Here is an 18,475-nt window from a genome sequence, read left to right as displayed (position 1 = left end):
GAGGTATTGGCTGGTCATGGGCGGAATGATCACGCGCAGCGCCTGCGGCAGAATGATCAGGCGTAATGCCCGGCTATTCGGCAAGCCCAAAGCGCGAGCGGCTTCCCACTGGCCCTTCGAAACGGACAGAATCCCAGCACGGACATTCTCGGCAATAAACGTCGAGGTATAGGTTACGAGACCAATCAGCAGGGCCATCATCTCGGGAGAGAAAGTACCGCCCCCTTGGAAGTCGAACCCGCGCAGCTCAGGCTTAATCCATGTCAGTGGTGCGCCGACAATGAGCCAAATCACCGCCGCAGGGCCGAACATCAAACCAATCGTCGGCCAGAAAATCGGCCGGATCTTACCCGTGGCTTCCTGATGTTTTGCCGCCGCACGACGCCACAAAACTGCTGCCGCAATTCCGCCCAGAAGCAGCGCAAACATCCATCCGTGGATGGCGTCCGCAGCGATATGGGGGATGCGTAACCCCTTCTGACTAAGGAAGACGTAATCCGGAATCAGCTTGATCGCCTGACGAACCGGCGGTAACGCCTCGCTGACGAGGGCATACCAAAAAAACAGTTGCAACAGCAACGGGGTATTGCGCAAGCCCTCGACATAGACCGAGGCTAATCTTGCCAACAACCAATTGGTTGAAAGGCGAGCCACCCCGACCACCGTGCCAAGAATGGTCGCAAGAATAATACCGATGACCGAAATCACCAGTGTATTGACAATCCCAACCCAAATTGCGCGCGCATAAGTATCCGCAGCGGAATAAGGAACGAGAGTTTCACCAATACTAAAACCGGCTTCGCGGGTCAGAAAGCTGAACCCGGTCGCGATTTTGCGACTTTCGAGATTGGTCAACGTATTGTGAATAAGATACCAGCCTGCGGCCAGCACCAAAGCAACGATCAGAATCTGAAAAAGGACTGCGCGAACATCGCGGTCGTTCCAAAAAGCCGTTTTTGGCTTTTCGATGACCCCGGCCCCGCTTCGCCGATCCGTCATGGAAATCTCCCCGGCGTCAGCATCACTGTTTACTGGATCATGCAAATCACATGCCCAGAACTCTGGCTCGAAACTTTGACCTCAAGCTGAAGATAGAGAAAAGGCGCCGAACCCAAACCCACGCGATGCGCGGGCGAGATCGGCGCCCTTCCCTAAAGCCCGAAGCCAAGATCGGTCGATCCCATCGACCGATCAAGCTTGGAAAGCGCGCTTAGCGCACCGGCATAGCGTATTGCAGGCCACCCTTGGTCCACAGCGCGTTCAGGCCACGCTCCAGCTTCAGCGGGGTCGCCTTGCCGACATTGCGCTCGAACACTTCGCCGTAATTTCCGACGGCCTTCACAGCGTTGTAAGCCCATTCTTCCGACAGATTCAGGTTCTTGCCCATGCCCGGCGTCACGCCCAGGAAGCGCTTCACGGCGGGATTGTCGGACTTCTTCAGATCATCGGCATTCTTCGAGGTCACGCCAAGCTCTTCGGCTTCAACCAGGGCCGTTACCGTCCAGAAGACGATATTGTACCATTCGTCATCGCCCTGACGGACGGCAGGAGCCAGCGGCTCCTTAGAGACGAGTTCCGGCAGAATCACGTAATCATCGGCATTCGCAGCGCGCGCGGCACGGGTGGACGCGAGGCCCGAGGCATCGGTCGTGTAAACGTCGCAACGACCAGCGAAGAAGGCGGCTTCAACTTCGGCCAGCTCTTGAATAACGACCGGCTTGAAATCCATCTTATTGGCGCGGAAATAATCGGCGAGGTTCAATTCGGTGGTCGTGCCCGGCTGCACGCAAACCGTGGCGCCGTTCAGTTCCTTGGCGCTCTTCACGCCGAGCTTCTTGGAGACCATGAAGCCCTGACCGTCGAAGAAGGTCACGGGAGCGAAGTTCAGGCCGAGCGACGTGTCGCGCGTCTGGGTCCAGGTGGTGTTGCGGGACAGAACGTCGATTTCACCCGACTGCAGCGCGGCAAAGCGTTGCTGCGCGTTCAGCGGGAAAAATTTCACCTTCTTGGCATCGCCGAGCACCGAAGCGGCAATCGCCTTACAGGTGTCAACGTCCATACCGGTCCAATTGCCTTGCGCATCCGGCGCCGAGAAGCCCGGAAGGCTGGTGTTCACGCCGCAGTTCACGACACCGCGCTGCTTAACAGCTGCGAGGGTGCCTGCGCCCTGGGCGTTTGCGGCACCTGCAGCGAGCAGAGCCACCGCACCGGCGGCCAGCACATTAGCGAACGTGAAGGTCATCTTGCTCATTCCCTCAAACTCCTCATTCCCGACTTGGCGGGGCCTGTTCACGAAACTGGTGTTTTTAAGTAACATCACCGACCGAAACCGTCCCCTACCCCAGGGCTCGATCCTACCGGTGCTGGCGTTTATGCCAGTGCACCTAGACATGTTTTTTTCAGAATATCGTGTTTCGGTCAATCATCTTTAGACAGATTGCGAAAAATTTCTGACACATTTCCGCAAACGGCTAATGCCGTTGGTTTCAGGTGAAAAGAACGGGGGCTTGGCGCGGGCAATCGCTTGTGTCTCTATCATAATAGACTAAATCGGGGGCATTAGGGAACTTTAGAGTCTCTGGCTATTCTTTGGCTAAGCACCTCCATAACTGAGGGTTATAATGTCGGACTCCAAACACTATCGAGAAGCCACCCGCCTTACCACTCTTGGTCGCACGCCAGATGCCTATCACGGGCTGGTTAATCTTCCGGTCCATCGCGGCTCGACGGTTCTGTTCCCGACGCTCGCGGCCTTCGAGCAGAGCCATCTGCGCCCCGACGAAACGGGCCGCGTGACCTATGGGTTGAACGGCACACCGACGACCTTTGCCGTTGAAACTGCCGTGGCCGAGCTTGAGGGCGCACATGGTGCCTGCGTCGTACCCTCGGGGCTTGCTGCGATTACGGCGGCGCTGCTCGCGGTTCTGAAGGCGGGCGATCATCTGCTGATCACCGACAGTGCCTATGGGCCGGGTCGCCGCTTCTCGAATCACATCCTCGCGCGCTTCGGTGTTGAGGTGGACTATTATGATCCATTGCTGGGGGCCGATATCGCCAAACTGTTCAAGCCGAACACACGCGCGATTCTAACCGAATCACCGGGTTCCTACACGTTTGAGGTCCAAGATATCCCAGCGATTGCCGAAGCGGCCCACGCCCACAATATCCTTGTTCTCATGGATAATACCTGGGCGACGCCGCTGTACTTCAAGCCCTTCGCCCATGGCGTCGATATCTCTATTCAGGCCGCAACCAAATATATGTCCGGCCATTCCGACCTTCTGGCGGGAACCATTACCTTCACCAAGGAATGCGAGCCCCTGATTCGCCAGGCCGTGCGCGACCTCGGCATTTCGCTTGCGCCGGACGATTGCTATCTGCTGCTGCGCGGCCTGCGGTCGATGGACGTGCGCCTGAAACATCAAGAGAAAATGGCGCTCGATCTCGCCGAGTGGCTCGCCGCCCGCCCGGAAGTCAAACAAGTGCTGCACCCCGCCCGCCCCGATTGCCCCGGTCATGCCCTGTGGAAGCGGGATTTTACCGGCGCGAGCGGCTTATTTAGCATCATTCTTCATCCCATCGAAAAACCGGCGCTCGCGGCGTTTCTCGATCCTCTATCACTGTTCGGTATGGGCTTTAGCTGGGGTGGGTTTGAAAGCTTGATTGTTCCGTGCAATCCGCGCCCGATCCGCACCGCCACCGCCTGGGACGAACCGGGGCAGTTGCTGCGCCTGAGCGTCGGTCTTGAGCATATTGACGATTTGAAGGCCGATCTTGCCGCCGGGTTCGAGCGGATGAAAGCCGCGCAAGCTTAACCAGCTTTGGGGGCTTCGGCCCCCATTCTTTTACGCTGCCGATTGGGTTGCGCTGCACCCCCGGCACAGGCCGGTGAGTTCCAGCGTGCGGCCTGCAATCCGAAACCCCGTCTTATCCGCCAGCGCCGTCAAAGCCTTGGCCAGATCGGGGCTATCTTCCCGCTCCTCCACCGTGCCGCAATGGGTGCAAATGAGATAAAGCGCCTGATGGGGATGGTCGGGCGACGGGCAGCCAATGAAGGCGTTGCGCGATTCGAGCCGGTGGATTAACCCCTGCTCGCTCAGAAACTCTAACGCCCGGTATACAGTCGGCGGTTGGGCGTTGAAGCCTTCCAGCCGCAGGACATCGAGCATGGCATAGGCCCCGACCGGCGCGTGACTGCGCCAAATCAACTCCAGCACACGGCGACGCACGGGCGTCAAACGCACGCCGCGCGCAGCGCAGAGCGCATCCGCCCGCGCCATTGCACCAGTAACACAGAAGCTATGATCGTGATCGATTGCCAAAATGCCCGCCCCTCTGCCAAGCTCTGCGCCGATCATAGTGAGACTCGAAGGAACTGCCTATATGTCCGCCACCGAGATTGCCGTATTACTGGATGCAATCCAATTTGACGCGACCGGCCTCGTACCCGTCATCGCCCAAGCCAAAGACGGCGGCGAAGTGCTGATGATGGCCTGGATGAACCGCGACGCCGTCACCGAAACCCTCACCACGGGCCGCGTATGCTATTGGTCGCGCTCACGGCAAAGCCTATGGCGCAAGGGGGAAACCTCCGGCCAAGTTCAACGTCTCATTGAACTGCGGCTCGATTGCGATGGCGATTGCCTGCTGGCCGTGGTGGAGCAAGAGGGTGTCGCCTGCCACACGGGCCGCCGCTCCTGCTTCTTCAACCGCGCGGCGACGGATAAGGGCACCTGGGACGTCACCAGCGAGCCCCTAATTTCGCCACAGGATCTCTATAAACACGGCGCATCGCACTAATAAGAAAGGTCGGAGAGCATGTTGAACCGTTTTGGAATCGCCCGTCGCCCCCTGCTGTTGGGAGCCGTGGCACTCGTTCTCGGTGCAACGCCTGCTCTTGCCCAAACCAAGCCCGCCGCCCCAGCCCGCCCGGTCGCGGCGAAAGCGCAAGCCCCCGTGCTGCTCGCGCCGTTCCAACTGATCGAACCCTTGAAGGAAATCCTGGCCGAAACCGCGCCGAAGCGCCCAATTTCGATCCGGGCTGCCAGCGCGGGTGAGTTGATGGCGCGGCTGGATAGCGATGGCGCCGTCGATCTCGTCATTACCGATAGTCCGGCCCAGCGCGGCCTGTTGCTGGAAGCGGGACGGCTGGACCTCGGCGGCGAACAGATCTTCGCCAAAGACCGTATCGTCTTGATCGTGCGCAGCGAACGGGCAACGCCGATCCGGCTGCGCCCCGGCGTCAATCTGGTCGTACCGTTGGAAGGCAATCTGATCGGCATGGTGACGGGGGCGGACGACACCCTGTCCCGCCTCACGGGCAGTTTCCTGCAATCCTTGCGGCTCGAGCCGCCATCGATTGCACTGCTGCAATCCTTCCCGTCGATGGCCGATCTAGGCTCGGCCCTCGACGATGGGCAAATTCCGGCGGCCTTCGCTCCGGCAAGCCTACTCATTCACCGCCCGCATCTCGAACTCTCCGGCACCGCCCCCGCCGATCTGGAAGCGGGTTTGACCTATACGCTGGATATCGTCGCCGGGCGGGACCGGCCGGAAACCCGCGCCCTGCGCGATGCCCTTACGGGGCCGCTTGCAGCGAGTCTGCTGACCCGCCATGGGCTTCTGCGCCCTTAGCCTCAAATCGCTGAGTTATTTGCGGTCACGCGCCCGCTCTGCCAAGAAGTCAACGAAGCGCCCGGTGAGGCTGTCGCGCGGCGCATTGGGGGGCCAAACGGCGTAAAGCCCCAAGGAAGCCGGGGTCCAGGTCGGCAGAACCTCGGCAATCTTCCCGGTTTGCAAGTCCGGCTCGGCGAGAAAGGCTGGGGCCAAGGTTACGCCGAGCCCGGCCCGCGCGAGGCGGTACATCGCAATTGCGTCATCCACCGCAAGCCGGGGGGTGAACGCCACGCGGACGGCCTCCCCCAAAGGGCCGGTGAAATCCGCCGCCGGGGTGACGCCACTGAGATACACCCAATCCCACCCCACCAGATCGGCGGGCGTAACGGGGGCAGACTGCCGGGCGATATAGGCAGGGGCGGCATAAAGACAGCGCGGCGCGTCCGCGAGCTTACGCGCCTTCAAACTACTGTCGCGCAGCCAGCCTAACCGCAAGGCAACATCGATTCCCTCGCCAATCAAATTGCGTTGGCGGTCGCTGAAGTTCAGCGAGAGCGCCACTTTGGGGTAAAGATCGGCGAAGGCGGCAATATCCTCGATCAGCCGCCCCATCGCTAAGACTGCCGGAACGGTGATGCTGAGCGCGCCCGCGAGATCGTCTGATGATCGGTCCGCGAGCCCGTCGAGCCCCGCTTCTGCCGCGGCTAACATCGCCTGGGCCGCAGCAAATAGGCGCTTACCATCGGGTGTAAGCGATAGTTTGCGCGTCGACCGGTACAGGAGCGCCACGCCGTACCGCTCTTCCAACCGCGCAATATGATGGCTCACAACCGATGGCGACAGCCCGAGCCCCTCGGCCGCGGCGCGGAAGCTGCCCGCTTCGACGGTTTTTGCAAAAACGGCCAAGGCGCGAAGCTGGTCAATCATCGATTCAATCGAATAATCATTTCTAATTACACTATCTAATCGATTTTGCGGCACTCCGCCATAGTTGGCCTCAGCAAGCCACCCCGGCCTTGCGCCTCAACCAAGGATCGCCGCAATGAACAAAGTAATAGGAACTCTCGCCGCCGCCGCCGTTGCCACAACGCTGGCAAGCCCTGCCGCGCATGCCGATGACCGCACCACCGTTGAAGCCTTCTACACCTTGCTCAATTCAACAACCGCCCCCGACCTTGCCGAGCGCGCGCTAAAGGTGATGGCCCCGACCTGGGAAAGCATCGGCGATTATTCGGGCGCGGCAAAATCCCGCGAGCAGTTTATCGGGCAGCTTGGCGGCTTTGGAAAACTCATCCCCAATCTCTCCTGGGAGATTCAGGAAATCTTGCACAGCGGCAATAAGTTTGTGGTTCGGGGCCGCGCCAAAGGCACGCCGGTTGCCGCGTTCATGGGGGTTCAGCCAACCGGAAAAAGCTTCGATATTATGACGATCGATATTCACACGGTCGAAAACGGTTTGCTCGCCAAGTCCCATCATGTGGAAGATTGGGCGAACGCAATCCGGCAGCTTTCGGCGAAATAGAACGATAGTGGGGGGTGGCGCGCCCGGAGGGAATCGAACCCCCAACCAACCGGGTAGAAGCCGGTTGCTCTATCCTGTTGAGCTACGGGCGCCGAAGCCCGACGGCCACCGCTGCTACCAGCGGATGCGGCCGGGGCGGAAGTTATCGGCGTAAGCGCGAATTTTCAAGCTCGGGGTCTGCGGTTCGGTGATCGTCGCCGCCAAACCATTACGCTGAGCGTAGGCGATGGCCTCGTCCTTCGTATCGAAGGTCAGCCGAACCTGCGCCTGCGTATCGCGGCCCGAGACCCAGCCCATCAAGGGTTCGGGCACGCGGGCGGCGGTGGGTTCGTACTCCAGCACCCAGGCTTTGGTCAGGGCCTTGCCGGACTGCATAGCATTCTTCGCCGGGCGATAAATGCGAGCGGCAGGACCAGCGGCGGCAATAACGGGCAAGGACATGGGTGTAAGCTCTTCTGCACGAGAGGGCCACAAACGACCGTTTGGTCGGGGCGAGAGGATTTGAACCCCCGACATCCTGCTCCCAAAGCAGGCGCGCTACCAGACTGCGCTACGCCCCGACGTTACGGTTCGACCGTTCGTAAGGCTTTTACCGGGTCAGTGTCGCAGGTGCAACAGCGGAAAACTCCCGGCGGCGTTAAGGCGTGCCGAGACCGGGGAAAACAACCTGATCGCCGGGCTTCAAGCCAAGCCGCGATGCCGAGCCGCCCGCAAGCTCCAGAACCGCCTTCACCCGCCCGCCCGAACTGATCGTCGTTTCCGACAGCGGCACCGCGCGCTCTTGAATGCGGTGAATTTTGCCATCGGCGCGGATGAACAGCATATCGAGCGGAATCAGCGTATTGGCCATCCACATCGCAAGCTCTTGCTCCTGCGGATGCAGGAACAGCATTCCGGCGTCGGGGGCCAGCGCGCGGCGGTACATCAAGCCTTGCGACATTTGCCCTGGGGTCAGGGCCAGTTCCACGGTAAAGCGCAGCTCACGCCCCTGGCTGCGAATAGTCAGCGGCGCTTTCTCGAAGCTTTGCGTTCCCTGGGCGAGAAGGGTTTCGGCCTGAACGGGCGCGGGGGATAGCCCGGCAAGCCCGACCAGAAGGCAAAGCGCAATAATCAGCCGCATTATAGTCTCCTTCTCCAGAGGCTTTCCCTATAGCCCAGCCCGCGCCGCCTCCGCCAGCAACCAATCGACGCCCTGGGAGATCTCCGGGCGGATCGGGCCGGGGCGTGGGCGGTCTTGCAGCGTAGTGAACCAGTCTTCGGGCGGCGTGCGGCCCAAACGGTGATCCCAGACGAGCCCCCTGAGCACCGCCTCACCCGCCGCAGGCAGACGGCCTGGCAGATCAAACCCATTCAGGCAACCCCACAGCCCTGCCCAGGCGCGCGTCACTGACCAAGGATTATAACCGCCACCACCGAGAATGATCGCCTGCGGGGCAAGCCCCTGCCCGGCCCGAACCGCCTGCCACAGCGCGCCGTTGGAGAGGGTCAGGCGGCTCAACGGGTCTTCCGCCAGCCCATCGGCCCCCGCCTGGATCACCACGACTTCCGGCGCAAAGGCCTGACCTAACGGGAGAACCAAAATTTCAACGATAAAGCCAAGCTCACTATCGTTAAAGTCGGCGGGCACGGGCAGATTGAAGGCCGATCCCTCCGCCCGGTCGGTCAGCGCGCCCGAGAAGGGCCAGCGCTTTTCCTCGTGGATCGAAACGCACAGAACGCGCGGATCGCCGATAAAGGCGGCTTCCACCCCGTCGCCGTGGTGCGCGTCGAAATCGAGATAAAGAACCCGCGTAAACCCTTGATCAAGCAGCCGCAAGAGCGTGAGGGCGGGATCATTCACATAGCAAAAGCCGCTCGCCTGCGCCGGTCTGCCGTGGTGGGTGCCGCCCGCAGGCGAATGGATGCAGCGCGCGCCTTGGGCAATCAGATCGGCGGCCAGCAGCCCAGCCCCGGCGGCGGTGGCCGGACGGCGGAACATTTCCGGGAAGATCGGATTGCCCGCCCGCCCGATGTTATATTTCTCCCGAACCTCTAACGGCGCCGCCTGCGCCGCCTCGGTTTCGGCCAGGGCGGCGATATAGTCGGGCGCATGAAACCGGGCAAGTTGCTCCGGCGTCGCCTGGGGCGCGTCGATATAGCGGGACGGATCGAGCCAACCGAGCGCGCGGATGAGATCGACCGTGGAGGAAACCCGCGCGATGGCCAAGGGATGCCGTCGCCCATAGCTCGAATCCCGGTAAATCTCCCCCGCAATCAGGATAGGTCGATCCATGCCCCCTCAGCGGAAGAAAATAAACGTCACCAGAACAAAGGTGGGCACCAGGAGCACGGTCGACCAGACCATATAGCCGAAAAAGCTGGGCATCTTGACGCCGCGATGCTCAACCACCGCTTTCACCATGAAGTTCGGGGCATTGCCGATATAGGTATTCGCCCCCATGAAAACGGCCCCGGCGGAAATCGCGGTCAGTGTCGCTGCCATTGGCCCCATCAAGGCGATGGGATCACCGCCCGCGAGGTTGAAGAACACCAGGAACGTCGGGGCATTATCGAGGAAGCTCGACAGAATCCCCGTGAGCCAGAAGTAACGGGCGATATCGGGCACGCCGTTCGGATTGGCAAAGGCCACCAGATCCGCCAAAGCCCCGCCGGAGCCTGCCCGCAAAATGGCAATCGCGGGGATAATCGTAATGAAAATCCCGATAAACAGCTTGCCGACTTCCAGCATCGGCCCCCAGTTGAAGTGATTTTCGTCGCGGATACCGTGCCGGGTGAGCTTCAGCGAGGCGACAATGATCGCAATCAAGGCGGCATCGCGCGCTAACTGTTGCCCGCTGATCGGCACATGGTAGATCGTAACGAAGGTGCCGAGATCGCGTAAGCCCGAGAGCAGCACCGCCGCGACAATCCCCATGAGCAACGCAATATTGCGCAGGCCTTGAATGGTGAGATTATCGCGCTCATGGTCGCCCAATACCCGCACCTCGGGGGCTTCCTTGCGGTAGGCCCACCAGTCGATCGCATAAAAAACCGCCAGCAGAATCCCGCCCGTCACCACCATTGGCGCCAGCAGATGTTCGGTGAACCAAAAGAAGCTAACGCCCTTCAAGAACCCCAAGAACAGCGGCGGATCGCCCAGCGGGGTTAACGCGCCACCGATGTTCGCCACAAGAAAGATAAAGAAAACAAATACATGCGTCTTATGCTTCCGGCGTTCATTGGCGCGTAACAGCGGTTGGACCAATAGCATTGCCGCCCCGGTGGTTCCCATGAACCCGGCCATCAAGGCCCCGAAAGCCAGCAGCGCCACATTCGATCCGGGGGTGCCGACGAAACCGCCGCGCAAGCGTACCCCGCCCGCCACGGTAAACAGGGCGGTCAGCAGAATAATGAACGGCACGAAATCGAGCAGCAGCACATGCAGCAGCTCGTAAAAAGCAATCTTGACGCCGAGCATTGCGGCGCAGGGCACGAGAAACAGAACCGCCCAGCCCGCCGCAATCTTACCGTGGTGATGGTGCCAAAGGTCGGGCACCAGCAGCGGACAGAGTGCGATAGACAGGAGAATCCCCGCGAACGGCAGGGCCCAGAGCAGCGACAATCCGGCCCCCGAGAGCGCGGGGGCACCCTCGGCGGCAAAAACCGGCCCCGCGAGTATCATTATCGAAAGGGCAAGCAATCCGCCCAAGCAGGCCCGCCCTATTTTTTCCCGGAGCATCCCAATCCTCCCTGTTTTCTTTTCAACACGCGCTCTTCGGCCCCTGGTCGATAGCGAGTTTCGCTCGGCAGCTCAAGCAGACTAAAGGCTTAGGGGCGGAGGATGGTGGGTTTTATTCCTCTGAACGCCCGCGAAAAACCGATTGCGCCCCTTGAAGCCCAGGGAGCGCCTCGCTACCGTAAAGCCTGATCGTTTCAGCGGAGAATAAAAATGGACCTAACCGGCGAAACCATCATCGCCGCCCCGCGAGATCGCGTGTGGCGTGCCCTGAACGACCCCGAGATTTTGCGCCAAGCAATCCCTGGCTGCGAAACCATCGATAAACTGTCCGATACCGAACTTTCAGCGAAAGTGACCGCGAAAATTGGCCCGGTGAAAGCCAGTTTTACCGGGCAAGTGACGTTGCTCGATCTCGACCCGCCCAACGGCTATCGCATTCAAGGCGAAGGTAAGGGCGGCCCGGCAGGTTTTGCCAAGGGCGGCGCGACGGTGAAGCTCGAAGACGTGCCCGAGGGCACCAAACTTTCGTATGTGGTCGATGCGCAAATTGGTGGGAAACTGGCGCAAATCGGCTCGCGCCTCATTGATGGTGCGGCAAAAAGTCTGGCGGCTGAGTTCTTCCAGAAATTCAACACGCTGGTGAGCGCCGAAAGCGCCGCTGCCGTTGATGCCGAAGACGCGGCAGAAGCCGCCGCCGATGGGGCGGAAACGTTAGATGATATCCCGCCGCCGCCCGCTGAAACTGCCTCGCCCGCCACGGCGGATGAGGCTAAGGCCATGGATGAAATCGTCGAAGTCGTCGATCAAGAAACCAAAGCCCTCGCGCCCTGGTTGTGGATTTCTGGCTTGCTTCTGATTCTCGCCGGGCTCTTAGTTGCGGTTGTGGCTTGAAATCGTAACACAAAGAAACCACAGTAGTTTTCGCAAATAAGCGCCGAGAAGGCGGGTCAGCGTCAATGCTGCACCGCACAACCAACAACAGGCACCGCACCATTTAACAAGGGTGGGCCGTTGGAGCGCGATTGACCTCGGAAGGGAGGGTTCGGGTGTGAGCACAGTTTCTGTTTCGCTAACCGTTAACGGCAAAAAAGTTACTGCCGATGTTGAACCGCGTACGCTGCTGGTGCAGTTGCTGCGCGACAATCTCCACCTCACCGGCACGCATGTGGGCTGCGATACCAGCCAATGCGGCGCGTGCACCGTTCATGTGAACGGCGATTCGGTGAAAAGCTGCACGATTCTCGCGGTGCAAGCCGATGGAGCGACCGTGCGCACCATCGAAGGCTTGGCGCAGGCGGGCGCGCTCCATGCCTTGCAAGAAGCTTTCCGCGAGCATCACGGCTTGCAGTGCGGCTTCTGCACCCCCGGCATGGTGATGAGTTCGGCCGATCTTCTTGTGAAGAATCCGAACCCCAGCGAACATGAGATTCGCACCTGGCTGGAAGGCAATATCTGCCGTTGCACCGGCTACCATAATATCGTGAAGGCCGTTCAACACGCGGCCCAAACGCTGCGCCAAACTGCGCAAGCTGCTGAATAACAAAATAAAAATCAGCAGAATCAGTCCGAGTTCAGGGAGGACGAGGCGATGAGTGTAACGTCAGTAGGAACTTCCGTTAAGCGGCGGGAAGATAAGCGGTTTTTGACCGGTAAGGGCAATTATACCGATGATATGAACCGCCCCAACCAAACCCACGCCTATATTCTGCGTTCGCCCCACGCCTATGCGAAGATTGCGTCGCTGGATGCCTCGGCCGCGAAAGCCGCGCCGGGCGTGGTCGCCGTCTTCACGGGCGACGATATGAAGGTCGGCTCCATCCCCTGCGGCTGGCAGGTCCATTCCAAGGACGGCAGCCCGATGAAGGAGCCGCCGCATCCGCCCCTCGCCCAAGACTTCGTGCGCTATGTCGGCGATCAAGTCGCCGTCGTCATCGCTGAAAGCTATTCAGAAGCCAAAGACGCGGCTGAATTGATCGAGATCGACTATCAACCCCTGCCCGCCATTGCTGACGCTAAGAAAGCGCTGGAGCCGGGCGCGCCGCCAGTCTGGCCGGATGTAGCCCCGGATAACCTCTGTTTTGACTGGCACATCGGCGATAAAGCCGCGACGGATGCGGCGTTTGAGAAGGCCAAATGGGTCGCCAAAATCGATCTCATCAATAACCGCCTGATCCCGAACGCGATGGAACCGCGTGCGGCGATTGGCGATTACGATGTGTCGAACGATCTACACACGCTCTACACGACGTCGCAAAATCCGCACGTCATTCGCCTGCTGATGGGCGCCTTCGTGCTTGGTATCCCCGAATCGCGGTTGCGCGTCGTCGCCCCCGATGTCGGCGGCGGGTTTGGGTCGAAGATTTTCCACTATGCTGAAGAAGCGATTGTTACCTGGGCGGCGAAGCAAATCGAACGCCCGGTGAAATGGACCGCCGAGCGCTCGGAAAGCTTCATGAGCGATGCCCACGGGCGCGACCATCATTCCCATGCCGAATTGGCGATGGACGAGCAAGGCCGCTTCCTCGGCCTGCGCGTTGCCACCATCGCCAATATGGGGGCCTATCTCTCCACCTTCGCGCCTGCAGTGCCGACCTATCTCTCGGGCACTTTGCTGGCCGGGGTTTACACGACGCCCGCCATCTACGGCGAAGTGAAGGCGGTGTTCACCCATACCGTACCGGTCGACGCCTATCGCGGCGCGGGTCGCCCAGAAACCACGTTCCTCTTGGAACGGCTGGTCGATGTAGCGGCGGAAGTCTCGGGGATTGACCGGGTCGAGTTGCGCCGCCGCAACTTCATTCCGCCCGATGCCTACCCCTATCAAACCCCCGTGGCCCTGCAATATGACAGTGGGGATCACGCCGGGTGTTTGGATCGGGCGTTGGAAAAATCTGATTGGGCCGGGTTCCCGGCGCGCAAAGCTGAAAGCGCGGCGCGCGGAAAGCTGCGCGGCATTGGGCTTTCGACCTATCTCGAAGCCTGCGGCATTGCCCCGTCGGCGGTCGTCGGCAGCCTGGGCGCGCGCGCGGCCCTTTATGAAGTCGGCAGTGTCCGCGTGCATCCTACCGGCTCGGTCACGGTCTTCACCGGCACCCATTCGCATGGGCAAGGCCATGAAACCACCTTCGCGCAGGTGGTAGCCGACCAATTGGGCATTCCCATCGAAAGCATCGAAATCGTCCATGGCGATACGGATAAGATTCCGTTTGGCATGGGGACTTATGGCTCGCGCAGTCTCGCCGTTGGCGGGTCCGCGATTGTGAAGGCGGTCGATAAGATCGTCGCCAAGGGCAAGCGCATCGCCGCCCATCTGCTGGAAGCCGCCGAGGCCGATATCGTTTTCGCCGATGGTAAGTTTACCGTCGCGGGCACCGACCGCAGCAAGGCGTTTGGCGAAATCGCCCTCGCCGCCTATGTGCCGCATAATTACCCTATCGAAACCGAAGAGCCGGGCCTGGAAGAAACCGCCTTCTATGATCCGAAAAACTTCACCTTCCCCGGCGGCTCGCATATTTGCGAAGTTGAAATCGACCCCGATACCGGCGTTACCCAAGTGGTGCGCTTCACGGCGGTGGACGATGTGGGTCGGGTCATCAATCCGATGATCGTTGAAGGCCAGGTTCAAGGCGGGATCGTTCAAGGCATTGGGCAGGCTTTGCTGGAAACTTGCGTCTATAGCGAGGATGCGCAGCTTCTGACCGGCTCGTTCATGGACTATTGCATGCCGCGCGCCGACGATGTGCCCTTCATCACCGTCGATCACCATACCACCCTCTGCACCCATAACCCGCTGGGGGTGAAGGGCTGCGGCGAAGTGGGAGCCATCGGCTGCCCGCCGGCGGTTATCAATGCCGTAGTGGACGCGCTGAAACCCTATGGGGTGAGCCATATCGATATGCCCGCGACGCCGGAAAAAGTCTGGCAGATCATTCAAGCCGCGCGGCCCGCTGCGGCGGCTGAATAAGGAGAGCGACCATGTACGCCTTTGACTATACCCGCCCCGCTTCGGTCGCCGATGCCGTCGCCACGCTCGCAAACGATAGCGATGCCAAGGTCTTGGCGGGCGGAATGACGCTTATTCCTACCCTCAAGCAACGCCTCGCGCAGCCGAGCCAATTGGTCGATCTCGGCGCGCTGTCCAGCCTGTCGGGTATCCGCCGTGACGGCGATACGCTCGTCATCGGCGCGATGACCCGGCACGCCGATGTCGCCAGTTCGGACATCGTCGCCGCCGCGCTTCCGGCGCTCGCCGCCCTTGCCGATGGCATCGGCGACGCGCAAGTACGCCATCGCGGCACAATCGGCGGCTCCATCGTCAACCACGATCCGGCGGCGGACTATCCGTCCGCTGTTCTGGGCCTGGGGGCGACGGTGGTGACAGATCGGCGCGAAATTGCGGCGGATGATTTCTTCACCGGCCTGTTTGCAACCGCGCTGGAAGAGGGTGAAATCGTTACCGAAATCCGCTTCCCGCTGCCCAAACGCGCGGCTTACATCAAGTTTCCGAACCCCGCCTCCCGCTATGCCGTCGTCGGCGTCTTCGTCGCGGACACGGGCAGCGGTGTGCGCGTCGCCGTGACGGGGGCCGGGCCGGGTGTGTTTCGGGCCGGGAGTTTCGAGACCGCCCTCGCGGGCTCTTTCACGGCGGCGGCTTTGGACGGTGCCACTTGGCCCGCCGACGACCTCAATAGCGACATTCACGCCAGCGCCGCCTATCGGGCGCATCTGATCGGCGTGTTGGCGAAGCGAGCGGTGGCGACGATTGCTTGAGCTAAGTTAGGGGCTAAGCCCCTAACAACCCCAACCAAGGGGCTTGCCCCTTGGTAATCCTTTTTATCAATAAAAACAAAACATTAACTCTACCATCTTATTGACGACACGAGGAATAAGGGATTCCCAAGGGGCAAGCCCCTTGGGTAAGGGTGCAGGGACAAAGTCCCTGCTAACGCGCCGCGAGTTCCGAGGAGTTTCTGAGTGACCACCCACGTTTCGCTGCCGCCTTCCATTGATGCAACTCTGGCCCTTCTCACGCAGGAAAACTATGTCGCCGACCGGGCGCTGGCGACGGTGCTGTTTCTGGCGTTGAAGCTCGGGCGGCCCCTGCTGCTGGAGGGCGAGGCTGGCGTTGGCAAAACCGAGATTGCCAAAGTCCTCGCCGCCGGGCTCGGGCGGCGTTTAATCCGGCTGCAATGCTACGATGGGCTCGATCTGGCCAGCGCCTTCTACGAGTGGAACTATCCGAAGCAGTTACTAGCAATCCGGCAGGCGGAAGCCTCTGGCGAGGGGCTGTCGCTCTATTCTGCCGAGTTCCTCATCCGCCGCCCGCTGCTGGAGGCGCTGTCGCCGCAACCAGGCGGCGCGCCGGTACTGCTGATCGACGAGTTGGACCGGGCGGATGAGCCGTTCGAGGCATTTTTGCTCGAAATCCTGTCGGATTTTCAAGCAACGATCCCCGAAATGGGGACGATCCGCGCGCCGGAGCTGCCGCTCGTGATCCTCACTTCCAACCGCACGCGCGAGATTCACGACGCATTGAAGCGCCGCTGCCTCTACCATTGGGTCGATTACCCGACGGCGGAGCGCGAGGCGGCGATTCTGCGGGCCAAGGCGGGCGGCGCGGCCGAGGAGCTGGCGGCGCAGATCGTTGGGTTCGTGCAGCGTTTGCGCGGGATGGACCTGTTCAAATCGCCCGGCGTCGCCGAAACGCTCGATTGGGCGCAGGCGCTGGTGCAGTTGGATGCGATTGCCCTCACCCCGGATTTGATCGAGCAGACCCTAGGGGTTCTCTTGAAATATCAAGATGATATCGCCCGTTTGCGGGGCTCCGAAGCCCTGCGGCTGCTGAATGATATTCAGGCCGAGCTATCGCAGAAGCCCCTCGGACTCTAATGATCGGGCGGATCTAATGGCCGGGCGAATCGGCGAGACCATTCTGAACTTCGTCCGCGTGCTACGGCGCGCAGGCTTGCCGGTTGGCCCGGCCCACGCGCTGGCGGCGATTGAGGCGGCGGCGGCGGTGGGGCCGGAGCGGCGGGACGATCTTTACTGGGCCTTGCACGCTACCCTGGTGCGCAAGCGCGAGGAGAAGCCGATCTTCGATCAAGCCTTTCATCTGTTCTGGCGCAATCCGCGCCTATTGGAGCGGATGATGGGCTTACTGCTGCCGAATTTGCAGTTAGAAGGCACCGGCACCCCACCGCCCGATCTGGCGGCGCGGCTGGCTGAAGCCTTTTCCAATCAAGCGCCGCGCGAGGCCAAGGCGGAACCGGAGCAGCGCGAGGAGATTAGCGCCACCCTCTCCGCCTCGGCCCAGGAAGAACTGCGCCAGCGCGATTTCGATAACATGAGCTTAACCGAGCTTGCGGCGGCGAAAGCGGCTCTCGCCCGGCTACGGCTCAGCTTTCCGCCCACGGTGTCGAGGCGCTGGCAGCGGCACCCCTGGGGCAAGCGCTTCGACGGGCGCGCGACCCTGCGGGCGGCGGCCCGCTCGGGTGGCGAATTCGCCCTACCGAAATTCGTCCGGCGGCGGGAACGCCCAACGCCGATTGTGGTGCTCTGCGATATTTCGGGCTCGATGGACCGCTACGCGCGCATTCTGCTGCATTTCGTCCATGGGCTAACTCAGGATCACGACCGGGTGCAGTCGTTCGTGTTCGGCACACGTCTGACCAATATTACCCGCGCCCTGCAAGACCGCGACGTCGATCAAGCCGTGGACCGGGCGGCGCGCGCCGTGGTCGATTGGTCGGGCGGCACGCGAATCGGCGACGCGCTGTTGCGCTTCAATAAGGATTGGGCGCGGCGGGTGCTCGGGCGCGGCGCGATTGTGCTGCTGATTACCGATGGGCTGGAGCGCGACGATCCGGCCTTGCTGGGGCGGGAGGCGGCGCGGCTCCAGCGCTCCTGCCGAAGGTTGATCTGGCTGAACCCGCTTTTACGCTATGAGGGGTTTGCGCCGCGCGCATTAGGCATTCAAGCGCTGCTGCCCCATGCTGATGAGATGCGCCCTGTTCACTCGTTAGACAGTCTGGCAGCGCTTGCCGAAGCCCTGACAAAACCCATTCCGGCCCGGAGGTGACCTTATTATGGCGCTTGATCCTGAAGACGTGCTCACTCAAGCCGCCGCCTGGGCCAAGGCGGGGGGCGGTGTGGCGCTCGCCACCGTTATCGCCACCTGGGGCTCCTCCCCGCGCCCGGCGGGCAGTCATCTGGCGATAGCCGCCGATGGGCGCTTTATCGGCTCGGTCTCGGGCGGCTGTGTTGAAGGCTCGGTGATCGAACAGGGCATTGAGGCGATTGCCGATGGCGAACCGCGCTTGCTGACCTTCGGGGTCAGCGACGAGGCGGCTTGGTCGGTCGGGCTGGCCTGTGGCGGCACGGTGAAAATCTACGTCGAGCGGATCGAGGCTTAACCCATGCGCCTGTCGTTGCTCGAAAAGCTGCTTACCGCCCGCGCCGAAGGCCGCCCGGTCGCCCTCGTCACCGATCTCGCTACGGGCCTGCAAACCCTGGTGCACGAAAAAGTTATCGAAGGCGACTTTGGCGTGACGGCGGAAGAAAGCGAAGCGATTGCCGATTTGCTCGCCACCGAAGGCAGCGCGTTGGTGGGGGATTCCCAT

Annotated in this window: 19 protein-coding genes, 2 tRNA genes and 1 pseudogene; 12 read left to right on the top strand and 10 right to left on the bottom strand. The window is 61.2% G+C overall.

The annotated features are described in order from the left end of the window. Together ACIQ36_RS09765 and ACIQ36_RS09760 are read right to left on the bottom strand one after the other, a co-directional pair. Positions 1-999, bottom strand: a 999-nt coding sequence (locus ACIQ36_RS09765; protein WP_395828684.1) for an amino acid ABC transporter permease, incomplete at its 3' end; no start/stop codon positions are given. Positions 1,000-1,210: 211 nt separating this feature from the next. Further along, positions 1,211-2,251, bottom strand: coding sequence for an amino acid ABC transporter substrate-binding protein (locus ACIQ36_RS09760; protein WP_395828682.1), 1,041 nt, complete (start codon positions 2,249-2,251; stop codon positions 1,211-1,213). Positions 2,252-2,621: 370 nt separating this feature from the next. Here ACIQ36_RS09760 and metC point away from each other — a divergent pair, with 370 nt between their 5' ends. After that, the gene (gene metC, locus ACIQ36_RS09755; protein ID WP_395828680.1) at positions 2,622-3,815 is read left to right on the top strand and encodes a cystathionine beta-lyase; all 1,194 of its coding nucleotides are present in this window, start codon (positions 2,622-2,624) and stop codon (positions 3,813-3,815) included. A 30-nt stretch (positions 3,816-3,845) separates the two neighbouring features. Here the strand turns inward: metC and ACIQ36_RS09750 are convergent, their stop codons facing one another. Beyond that, a complete protein-coding gene (locus ACIQ36_RS09750; protein WP_395828678.1) occupies positions 3,846-4,358 on the bottom strand; it encodes a Fur family transcriptional regulator in 513 nt (170 codons plus the stop codon). A gap of 25 nt (positions 4,359-4,383) precedes the next feature. Here ACIQ36_RS09750 and hisI point away from each other — a divergent pair, with 25 nt between their 5' ends. Both hisI and ACIQ36_RS09740 read left to right on the top strand, forming a co-directional pair. After that, positions 4,384-4,800, top strand: a complete 417-nt coding sequence (gene hisI, locus ACIQ36_RS09745; protein ID WP_395828676.1) for a phosphoribosyl-AMP cyclohydrolase — start codon at positions 4,384-4,386, stop codon at positions 4,798-4,800. Positions 4,801-4,818: 18 nt separating this feature from the next. Continuing rightward, positions 4,819-5,634, top strand: a complete 816-nt coding sequence (locus ACIQ36_RS09740) for a substrate-binding domain-containing protein (protein WP_395828674.1) — start codon at positions 4,819-4,821, stop codon at positions 5,632-5,634. 15 nt (positions 5,635-5,649) lie between these two features. On the opposite strand, the gene ACIQ36_RS09735 is transcribed toward ACIQ36_RS09740, so the two are convergent. After that, positions 5,650-6,543: a LysR substrate-binding domain-containing protein gene (locus ACIQ36_RS09735; RefSeq protein ID WP_395828672.1), complete on the bottom strand. Its 894-nt coding sequence runs from the start codon at positions 6,541-6,543 to the stop codon at positions 5,650-5,652. Positions 6,544-6,658: 115 nt separating this feature from the next. Between ACIQ36_RS09735 and ACIQ36_RS09730 the strand changes: the two genes are divergently transcribed. Continuing rightward, positions 6,659-7,138, top strand: a complete 480-nt coding sequence (locus tag ACIQ36_RS09730) for an ester cyclase (RefSeq protein ID WP_395828670.1) — start codon at positions 6,659-6,661, stop codon at positions 7,136-7,138. A 15-nt stretch (positions 7,139-7,153) separates the two neighbouring features. Here the strand turns inward: ACIQ36_RS09730 and ACIQ36_RS09725 are convergent. The 6 genes from ACIQ36_RS09725 to ACIQ36_RS09700 form a co-directional block, all read right to left on the bottom strand. Further along, positions 7,154-7,230, bottom strand: a tRNA-Arg gene (locus tag ACIQ36_RS09725). 22 nt (positions 7,231-7,252) lie between these two features. Next, positions 7,253-7,579 (bottom strand): ETC complex I subunit, encoded by a 327-nt coding sequence (locus ACIQ36_RS09720; RefSeq protein WP_395828668.1) that lies wholly within the window; start codon positions 7,577-7,579, stop codon positions 7,253-7,255. 42 nt (positions 7,580-7,621) lie between these two features. Then, positions 7,622-7,698 (bottom strand) — tRNA-Pro (locus ACIQ36_RS09715). A 77-nt stretch (positions 7,699-7,775) separates the two neighbouring features. Continuing rightward, the gene (locus ACIQ36_RS09710; RefSeq protein ID WP_395828666.1) at positions 7,776-8,258 is read right to left on the bottom strand and encodes a DUF192 domain-containing protein; all 483 of its coding nucleotides are present in this window, start codon (positions 8,256-8,258) and stop codon (positions 7,776-7,778) included. A gap of 27 nt (positions 8,259-8,285) precedes the next feature. After that, a complete protein-coding gene (locus ACIQ36_RS09705) occupies positions 8,286-9,410 on the bottom strand; it encodes an acetoin utilization protein AcuC (protein ID WP_395828664.1) in 1,125 nt (374 codons plus the stop codon). 6 nt (positions 9,411-9,416) lie between these two features. Next, entirely contained in the window at positions 9,417-10,856 is a 1,440-nt protein-coding gene (locus ACIQ36_RS09700) for a sodium:proton antiporter (protein ID WP_395828662.1), read from the bottom strand. Between the two features lie 210 nt (positions 10,857-11,066). Here ACIQ36_RS09700 and ACIQ36_RS09695 point away from each other — a divergent pair, with 210 nt between their 5' ends. The 8 genes and pseudogenes from ACIQ36_RS09695 to ACIQ36_RS09660 form a co-directional block, all read left to right on the top strand. Further along, entirely contained in the window at positions 11,067-11,747 is a 681-nt protein-coding gene (locus tag ACIQ36_RS09695) for a carbon monoxide dehydrogenase subunit G (RefSeq protein WP_395828660.1), read from the top strand. A 157-nt stretch (positions 11,748-11,904) separates the two neighbouring features. Then, a complete protein-coding gene (locus ACIQ36_RS09690) occupies positions 11,905-12,396 on the top strand; it encodes a (2Fe-2S)-binding protein (protein ID WP_395828658.1) in 492 nt (163 codons plus the stop codon). A gap of 48 nt (positions 12,397-12,444) precedes the next feature. Next, the gene (locus ACIQ36_RS09685) at positions 12,445-14,820 is read left to right on the top strand and encodes a xanthine dehydrogenase family protein molybdopterin-binding subunit (protein ID WP_395828656.1); all 2,376 of its coding nucleotides are present in this window, start codon (positions 12,445-12,447) and stop codon (positions 14,818-14,820) included. A gap of 11 nt (positions 14,821-14,831) precedes the next feature. Then, a complete protein-coding gene (locus ACIQ36_RS09680; RefSeq protein WP_395828654.1) occupies positions 14,832-15,626 on the top strand; it encodes an FAD binding domain-containing protein in 795 nt (264 codons plus the stop codon). 204 nt (positions 15,627-15,830) lie between these two features. Then, complete coding sequence (locus tag ACIQ36_RS09675; protein ID WP_395828652.1) at positions 15,831-16,745, top strand: AAA family ATPase; 915 nt, start codon at positions 15,831-15,833, stop codon at positions 16,743-16,745. A gap of 16 nt (positions 16,746-16,761) precedes the next feature. After that, on the top strand, positions 16,762-17,934 hold the full coding sequence (locus ACIQ36_RS09670) for a VWA domain-containing protein (protein WP_395828650.1): 1,173 nt from the start codon (positions 16,762-16,764) through the stop codon (positions 17,932-17,934). 7 nt (positions 17,935-17,941) lie between these two features. Further along, positions 17,942-18,268: an XdhC family protein gene (locus ACIQ36_RS09665; RefSeq protein ID WP_395828648.1), complete on the top strand. Its 327-nt coding sequence runs from the start codon at positions 17,942-17,944 to the stop codon at positions 18,266-18,268. A gap of 3 nt (positions 18,269-18,271) precedes the next feature. Further along, positions 18,272-18,475, top strand: a pseudogene (locus tag ACIQ36_RS09660) (xanthine dehydrogenase); the annotation flags it as partial.

The sequence above is a fragment of the Elstera sp. genome (assembly GCF_044372965.1).
GTDB lineage: Bacteria > Pseudomonadota > Alphaproteobacteria > Elsterales > Elsteraceae > Elstera.
Note: the sequence above shows the minus strand (reverse complement) of the source record. Positions and strands in the feature narration are given on the sequence as shown.

Bases quoted from the DNA above. Each gene is read 5' to 3' on its own strand.
- ACIQ36_RS09760 (WP_395828682.1), bottom strand. From the start codon at position 2,251: ATGAGCAAGATGACCTTCACGTTCGCTAATGTGCTGGCCGCCGGTGCG.
- metC (WP_395828680.1), top strand. From the start codon at position 2,622: ATGTCGGACTCCAAACACTATCGAGAAGCCACCCGCCTTACCACTCTT.
- ACIQ36_RS09750 (WP_395828678.1), bottom strand. From the start codon at position 4,358: ATGATCGGCGCAGAGCTTGGCAGAGGGGCGGGCATTTTGGCAATCGAT.
- hisI (WP_395828676.1), top strand. From the start codon at position 4,384: ATGTCCGCCACCGAGATTGCCGTATTACTGGATGCAATCCAATTTGAC.
- ACIQ36_RS09740 (WP_395828674.1), top strand. From the start codon at position 4,819: ATGTTGAACCGTTTTGGAATCGCCCGTCGCCCCCTGCTGTTGGGAGCC.
- ACIQ36_RS09735 (WP_395828672.1), bottom strand. From the start codon at position 6,543: ATGATTGACCAGCTTCGCGCCTTGGCCGTTTTTGCAAAAACCGTCGAA.
- ACIQ36_RS09730 (WP_395828670.1), top strand. From the start codon at position 6,659: ATGAACAAAGTAATAGGAACTCTCGCCGCCGCCGCCGTTGCCACAACG.
- ACIQ36_RS09720 (WP_395828668.1), bottom strand. From the start codon at position 7,579: ATGTCCTTGCCCGTTATTGCCGCCGCTGGTCCTGCCGCTCGCATTTAT.
- ACIQ36_RS09710 (WP_395828666.1), bottom strand. From the start codon at position 8,258: ATGCGGCTGATTATTGCGCTTTGCCTTCTGGTCGGGCTTGCCGGGCTA.
- ACIQ36_RS09705 (WP_395828664.1), bottom strand. From the start codon at position 9,410: ATGGATCGACCTATCCTGATTGCGGGGGAGATTTACCGGGATTCGAGC.
- ACIQ36_RS09700 (WP_395828662.1), bottom strand. From the start codon at position 10,856: ATGCTCCGGGAAAAAATAGGGCGGGCCTGCTTGGGCGGATTGCTTGCC.
- ACIQ36_RS09695 (WP_395828660.1), top strand. From the start codon at position 11,067: ATGGACCTAACCGGCGAAACCATCATCGCCGCCCCGCGAGATCGCGTG.
- ACIQ36_RS09685 (WP_395828656.1), top strand. From the start codon at position 12,445: ATGAGTGTAACGTCAGTAGGAACTTCCGTTAAGCGGCGGGAAGATAAG.
- ACIQ36_RS09680 (WP_395828654.1), top strand. From the start codon at position 14,832: ATGTACGCCTTTGACTATACCCGCCCCGCTTCGGTCGCCGATGCCGTC.
- ACIQ36_RS09670 (WP_395828650.1), top strand. From the start codon at position 16,762: ATGGCCGGGCGAATCGGCGAGACCATTCTGAACTTCGTCCGCGTGCTA.
- ACIQ36_RS09665 (WP_395828648.1), top strand. From the start codon at position 17,942: ATGGCGCTTGATCCTGAAGACGTGCTCACTCAAGCCGCCGCCTGGGCC.